At 62.1% G+C, this 6,372-nt stretch carries 4 protein-coding genes and 1 pseudogene; 2 read left to right on the top strand and 3 right to left on the bottom strand.

The window, feature by feature from the left end; translation table 11 throughout:
• Both WB402_RS10510 and WB402_RS10505 read right to left on the bottom strand, forming a co-directional pair.
• Positions 1-138 (bottom strand): annotated as a pseudogene (locus tag WB402_RS10510) (tripartite tricarboxylate transporter substrate binding protein); the annotation flags it as partial.
• Positions 139-166: 28 nt separating this feature from the next.
• Entirely contained in the window at positions 167-1,402 is a 1,236-nt protein-coding gene (locus tag WB402_RS10505; RefSeq protein WP_424207625.1) for a pyridoxal-phosphate-dependent aminotransferase family protein, read from the bottom strand.
• 208 nt (positions 1,403-1,610) lie between these two features.
• Here WB402_RS10505 and WB402_RS10500 point away from each other — a divergent pair, with 208 nt between their 5' ends.
• Together WB402_RS10500 and WB402_RS10495 are read left to right on the top strand one after the other, a co-directional pair.
• On the top strand, positions 1,611-4,553 hold the full coding sequence (locus WB402_RS10500) for an FAD-binding and (Fe-S)-binding domain-containing protein (RefSeq protein ID WP_424207623.1): 2,943 nt from the start codon (positions 1,611-1,613) through the stop codon (positions 4,551-4,553).
• 71 nt (positions 4,554-4,624) lie between these two features.
• Positions 4,625-5,266 (top strand): DUF2848 family protein, encoded by a 642-nt coding sequence (locus WB402_RS10495; RefSeq protein WP_424207621.1) that lies wholly within the window; start codon positions 4,625-4,627, stop codon positions 5,264-5,266.
• A 15-nt stretch (positions 5,267-5,281) separates the two neighbouring features.
• Here WB402_RS10495 and WB402_RS10490 read toward each other — a convergent pair.
• Positions 5,282-6,372, bottom strand: a 1,091-nt coding sequence (locus WB402_RS10490) for an AMP-binding protein (RefSeq protein WP_424207619.1), incomplete at its 5' end; no start/stop codon positions are given.

Below are 6,372 nucleotides of genomic sequence, written 5' to 3'. Positions count from 1 at the left end.
GTCGGAAGCGCCGCCGGCGCTGGCGGCGACGACGATCTCGACCGGCTTGGTTGGTTCCCAGGAGAATCCCGCCACCGGGACCGCTAAACTCAGACAACCAAGGGCGAACACGATACAACGCTTCGTAGTGATTTGCATGACTACCTCCTATGTAGTGGTTTGCGGTTCAACTTCTAATTTCGGTTTTGTTTGCCCGTTGCTCAAATGATGCCACTTGAACGTCCTTTTCTTTCCCGCGCGGATCAACCAGATAACTCATGGCCGCCTGTATCCCGCCTTTCGCGTGCGGTATGCCGGCCACGCTCAAGCCCATCTCGACACCGGCGAGAGTGCCGGCCAACATGAGTTCGTTGAAATCGCCCAGATGACCGATGCGGAATACCCGCCCCTGCAACTTCCCTAGGCCCGTGCCCAGCGACATGTTGAATCGTTCCATGATCACTTTGCGCAGGATATCCGCGTTGTATCCCTCCGGCATCAGCAGCGCCGTCAGGGTGTTGCTGTACTCCTCTGGTTCGAGACACAGGATTTCCAGACCCCAGCCGCGCGCCGCGCACCGTGTCGCTTCCGCCAGCCGCGCGTGCCGCGCGAAAACGTTATCCAGCCCTTCCTCCAGCAGCATGTGAATCGCTTCGCGCAGGCCATAGAGCAGATTGGTGGCGGGGGTGTAGGGAAAGAATCCGGATTTGTTGGCGGCGATGATTTCTTCCCAATTCCAGTAGGCCTTGGGGAAGCGTGCCGACTTGGCTGCAGCGCGCGCCTTGGGACCGATCGCATTGAAGGCGATCCCGGGCGGCAGCATCAGGCCCTTTTGCGATCCGCCGACGGTGACGTCCACGCCCCATTCGTCATGCCGGTAATCGATCGAGGCGAGCGAGGAGATGGTGTCGACCATGAACAGGGCCGGATGACCGGCGCGGTCAATCGCCCGGCGGATGGCGGCGATGCGGCTGGTGACACCGGTCGAGGTTTCGTTGTGCACCACGGCCACCGCCTTGATTTCGTGTTTGCGGTCGGCAGCGAGACGGCTTTCCACCTGCGCCGGGTCCACGCCGTGGCGCCAGTCGCCGGGGACGACCTCGGCGTCGAGGCCGAGGTTCTTCGCCATGCGTTGCCACAGCATGGCGAAGTGGCCGGTTTCAAACATCAGGAGCTTGTCGCCGGGCGACAAGCTGTTTACCAATGATGCCTCCCAGGCGCCGGTGCCCGACGACGGGAAGATCACAACGTCGCCAGCGGTCTGGAAAATCGATTTGAGCCCTTCGAGGACAGACAGCGTCAGCGTGGCGAATTCCGGCCCGCGGTGATCGATGGTCGGCGCATCCATCGCGCGGAGCACGCGGTCGGGAACGTTGGTCGGACCGGGGATCTGGAGAAAATGGCGTCCGCGTTGAACAGTCATCAATCCTCCTTGTGGTATTTCACGCGCCAAGCCGGATTTCAGAGGATGCCAATCGGCAATCTGATCATCGGGAAGTACTCTCTGTCTGAATTATGAATATATAATGCAGAATATTCTATAGTCCCTGCCATCTATCAATCCGCGATCGGAATGATTTCATCTCGGATGGCGAAATCGGCCACGAATCAACGGGTGACACCAATACGTTATGCCGCCTGTCCTTCACAGCCCTGTTACCCGTAATACCGCCAGCGCTTCCTCGCGCATCGGCGAACCAGCCCTGGCGGCGCGCCTGCACCGCGAAATCGAGGGTGAGGTGTTGTTCGACGCTTATTCGCGCGGACGCTACAGCACCGATGCCTCGATCTATCAGATCGAACCGATCGGCGTGGTGCTACCGCGCAACGAACAGGACGTGGTGCGCGCCATCCAGATTGCCGCGGAGGAGGGGGTTCCGGTGCTGCCGCGCGGTGGCGGCACTTCGCAAATCGGCCAGACGGTGGGCGAGGCGCTGGTACTGGATACCAGCAAATATCTGAACGGGATCCACTCGTTCGATCCCGACGCGGCCACGGTCAGCGTCGAGCCCGGCTTGGTGCTCGAGCAACTCAACCGCTTCCTCAAGCCGCGCGGCCTGTTTTTCCCGGTCGACGTGTCGACCGGGAACCGCGCCACGCTCGGTGGCATGGCCGGCAACAATTCCTGCGGCGCGCGCTCGATACGCTATGGCAATATGGTGCACAACGTGCGCGCCATCGAGGCGGTGCTGGCCGACGGAACTCGCGCGCGATTCGACGAATCGATAAACCTGGCGGAAGACTGCTCGCGTTACCGCGACCTCACGGAGCGCCTGCGAGGGATTGGCGCGCGCGAGGCCGAGGAAATCGCCCGGCGTTTCCCGAAGCTGCTGCGCCGGGTCGGCGGATACAACCTCGACATGCTCACGACCCGCGACGGCAACCTGGCGCGCCTGCTCGTGGGCTCGGAAGGCACGCTGGCGTTTTTCAGCCGCCTGCACCTGGACCTGCAACGGATACCGGCACACAAGGTGCTCGGCATCTGCCATTTCCCGAACTTCTATCAGGCGATGGATTCCACCCGGCACATCGTCAAGCTCGATCCTTCGGCGGTCGAGCTGGTGGATCGCACCATGATAGATCTGTCGCGCGAGATACCGATGTTCCGCGCCACGGTGGACCGGTTCGTGAAGGGTCAACCAGATGCACTGCTGCTGGTCGAGTTTGCCGGCGACGACCGTGACGAGCAACACCGGCGGCTGAAGCAACTGGTCGAACTGATGGGATCGCTCGGCATTCCTGATGCCGTGGTCGAAGCCATCGAGCCCGATTTCCAGCAAGCCGTGTGGGAAGTGCGCAAGGCCGGCTTGAACATCATGATGTCGATGAAAGGCGATGGCAAACCGGTGTCGTTCATCGAGGACTGCGCGGTCGGGCTCGAGGATCTGGCCGAGTATACCGACCGCCTGACGCAGGTGTTTCACAAGCACGGCACTACCGGCACCTGGTACGCGCACGCCTCCGTCGGCTGCCTGCACGTGCGTCCGATCCTGAACATGAAGGACGAGTCGGGAGCAAAAAAAATGCGCGCCATCGCCGAAGAGGCCATGGCGATGGTGCGCGAATACAAGGGCTCGCATTCGGGCGAGCACGGCGACGGGATCGCGCGCTCCGAATTCCACGAGCCGATGTTCGGTTCGCGCCTGGTGCGTGCCTTCGAGGAAGTCAAGGATAGCTTCGACCCGGCGGGCCTGTTCAATCCCGGCAAGATCGTGCGCCCCCCGCGCATGGATGACCGCGGTTTGTTCCGCTACCGGCCAGGCTACGCCGTGACGCCGCTCGATACCGCGCTTGACTGGTCGGAGTGGGGCGGGTTCGGCGCGGCGATCGAAATGTGCAATAACAACGGCGCCTGCCGCAAGCGTGAGCCGGGCGTCATGTGTCCGTCGTACCGTGTGACGCGGGATGAGCAGCATCTTACGCGCGGCCGCGCCAACAGCCTGCGTCTCGCGCTCAGCGGTCAGCTGGGTCGCGATGCCCTGGTATCAGACGACATGCATGCGACCATGGACCTGTGCGTTTCCTGCAAGGGCTGCAAACGCGAGTGTCCGACCGGCGTGGACATGGCGCGCATGAAGATCGAATTTTTGAACCACTATCATCGGCGTCACGGCTTAAAACTTAAAGATCGTCTGATAGCCTGGCTGCCGCGCTATGCGCCTTGGGGCGTGCGATTCGGATTTCTCCTGAATCTGCGCGACCGTTTGCCGGGACTGCCATGGCTGAGCGAAAAACTCCTCGGCTATAGCGCGCGGCGGCCATTGCCACGCTGGCAGCGTGATGTCTTCAACCCGGAACAGGAGTCGGCAAAGATCACCTCAGCGAATGGGGCCGAGGTGGTTCTACTGATCGATACCTTTACGAATTATTTCGAACCGGATAATGCGCGTGCCGCGCTCGCGGTGCTGCAGGCCGCGGGTTATCGCGTGCACCTGCCGCATGCGCTCGACGGCGACCGCCCGCTATGCTGCGGCCGCACCTTTCTGTACGCCGGCTTGGTGGAAGAAGCGCAGACCGAGGCGCGCCGCCTGCTCGATGCGATCAGGCCTTATGTTGAGCATGGGCTTCCGATCATAGGTCTGGAACCCTCCTGCCTGTTGACACTGCGCGACGAATTCAAGGTCATGCGGCTCGGCGCCGAGGCCGACAAACTGGCGACACAGGCCTTGCTGTTCGAGGAATTTCTGGCACGGGAGCAGGCCGCGGGACGCTTGCAGCTGAATCTGCAGCCGCTCGCGGCGAAGCGCGCCTTGTTGCATGGCCATTGTCACCAGAAGGCCTTCGGTGCCATGACGGCGGTGCAGGATGTCTTGCGCCTGGTGCCCGGGCTCGAAGTGCAGGTCGTCGAGTCGAGCTGCTGCGGCATGGCCGGCGCCTTCGGTTACCAGGCCGGCCACTATGATGTTTCCATGAAAATGGGTGAACTGAACCTGCTGCCAGCGGTGCGTGCCGCGGAGCCGGATACGCTGATCGTCGCGGACGGCACCAGTTGCCGCCAGCAAATCCGCGACGGCGCGCAACGTGAAGCATTACATGTCGCTCGCGTGCTGGAACAGGCGCTGGTAAAAAATTGATAAGGGACTTACGCAGGAGAACACCGATTTTCAACATTTTGACATTCCGTCTGCCGGACGGCACACCGATAATGCTGGAGGTCAAACGCGCCCTGGCTGCCGGCGCCTCTGGCCGCGACCGGGAAAAAGTCCAACGGCATATCGCCCACATGAGCACGCTCGGGGTAAAGCCGCCGCCGCACGTGCCCATGCTTTATCCGCTGTTGCCGACCCTGGTGACGAACGCCACCGACATCGGCGTCATCGGCAACGATTCGACGCCGGAAATCGAGGCCGTGTTGTTCCGCGCCGGCGGGGTGGATTATCTGACCGTGGGCAGCGATCACACCGATCGCCGCATCGAGGCGGTTTCAGCCCTGCAGGGCAAGAATTCCTGTCCCAAGATCGTCGCCACCGCGGCCTGGCCGGTGAGCGAGGTGCTCGATCATTGGGACTCGCTGACGCTGCGTTCCCGTTGCGGCAACACGTTGCTGCAGGAGGGCGCGCTGTCGCATGTCATGACTTGCGAGAACCTCATGGTATTCGTGCGTGAACAGGATGGCGATCAGGCGGAAGGGCGTTTGGTGTTCAGCGGCACCGTGTCGACCAAGGCGACGCCGCCGAAAGGCGACGTCACCATCCGTCTCGAACTTGCCGATCCCGTGATGCAGCGGTCACTGACGCACGATTATACCGTGCACGTGCGCCGTGAATATTTCCCGGCCGCGCCTTGAAATATTCATCGACTTTCAGACTGACAAGTCAGTGTAACGTTCGCGCAGCAGGTTCTTCTGCACCTTCCCCATGGTGTTGCGTGGCAGTTCCGCGACGAAGAACACCCGTTTCGGGACCTTGTAACCGGCGATTTTCTGTTTGAGCGCGGCGACTATGTCCGCTTCCGTCACGTGCTCGTGCCCCGTTGCGCGCACCACCACGGCAACCACCGCCTCGCCGAAGTCCGGATGTGCTGCCCCGATCACCGCGGATTCCCGCACGCCGTCGATGTTGTCGAGATAACTCTCGATCTCCTTCGGGTAGATGTTGAGACCGCCCGAGATGATCAGATCCTTGGAGCGTCCGACGATCGCGACGTAACCGTCATCGTCCAAGCGCGCCAGGTCGCCGGTGCGGAAGTAACCGTCAGCGGTGAATTCCTCGGCGGTTTTCTCCGGCAGGCGCCAGTAGCCCTTGAACACGTTGTCGCCCTTGACCTGCAGTTGTCCCACTTCGCCGGCCGGCAGTGGCTGATCCTTGTCGTTTACGATGCGTACCGACACGCCCGGCAAGGGTTTGCCGACCGTTCCCGGGCGGCGCGGGCCGTCGAGCGGGTTCGATGTGTTCATGCCGGTTTCGGTCATGCCATAGCGTTCGAGAATCGTGTGACCGGTGCGTTGTTGGAATTCGTCGAAGGTCTGCGGCAGCAGCGGCGCGGAGCCGGAGATGAACAGCCGCATGTGAGTGCAAACGTCGCGGCCGAAGGCGGGGTCAGCCAGCAGGCGCGTATAAAAGGTCGGGACGCCCATGAACACGGTGGCCTTGGGCAGCGACTGCATGACCGTCGCCACGTCGAACTTCGGCAGCAAAATCATTTTCGTGCCGTTTAGCAGGACGCAGTGGCAGGCCACGAACAGGCCATGGATGTGAAACAGCGGCAGGGCGTGGAGCAGCACATCGTCCGGATGCCAGCCCCAAGCCCGGTGCAGGGCGAGGGCATTCGCGGCGAGGTTGGCGTGCGTGAGCATCGCGCCCTTCGGCCGTCCGGTCGTGCCGGAGGTGTAGAGCAGGACGGCAGTATCGTCGGGCGAAACACGGCGGGTATCGAACTCGTCGCCGAACGATC

This window comes from Sulfuricaulis sp. (assembly GCF_049587675.1).
Lineage (GTDB): Bacteria > Pseudomonadota > Gammaproteobacteria > Acidiferrobacterales > Sulfurifustaceae > Sulfuricaulis.
Note: the sequence above shows the minus strand (reverse complement) of the source record. Positions and strands in the feature narration are given on the sequence as shown.

Excerpts from the sequence above, each read along its gene's own strand:
- WB402_RS10505 (WP_424207625.1), bottom strand. The coding sequence starts at position 1,402 with ATGACTGTTCAACGCGGACGCCATTTTCTCCAGATCCCCGGTCCGACC.
- WB402_RS10500 (WP_424207623.1), top strand. The coding sequence starts at position 1,611 with ATGCCGCCTGTCCTTCACAGCCCTGTTACCCGTAATACCGCCAGCGCT.
- WB402_RS10495 (WP_424207621.1), top strand. The coding sequence starts at position 4,625 with ATGCTGGAGGTCAAACGCGCCCTGGCTGCCGGCGCCTCTGGCCGCGAC.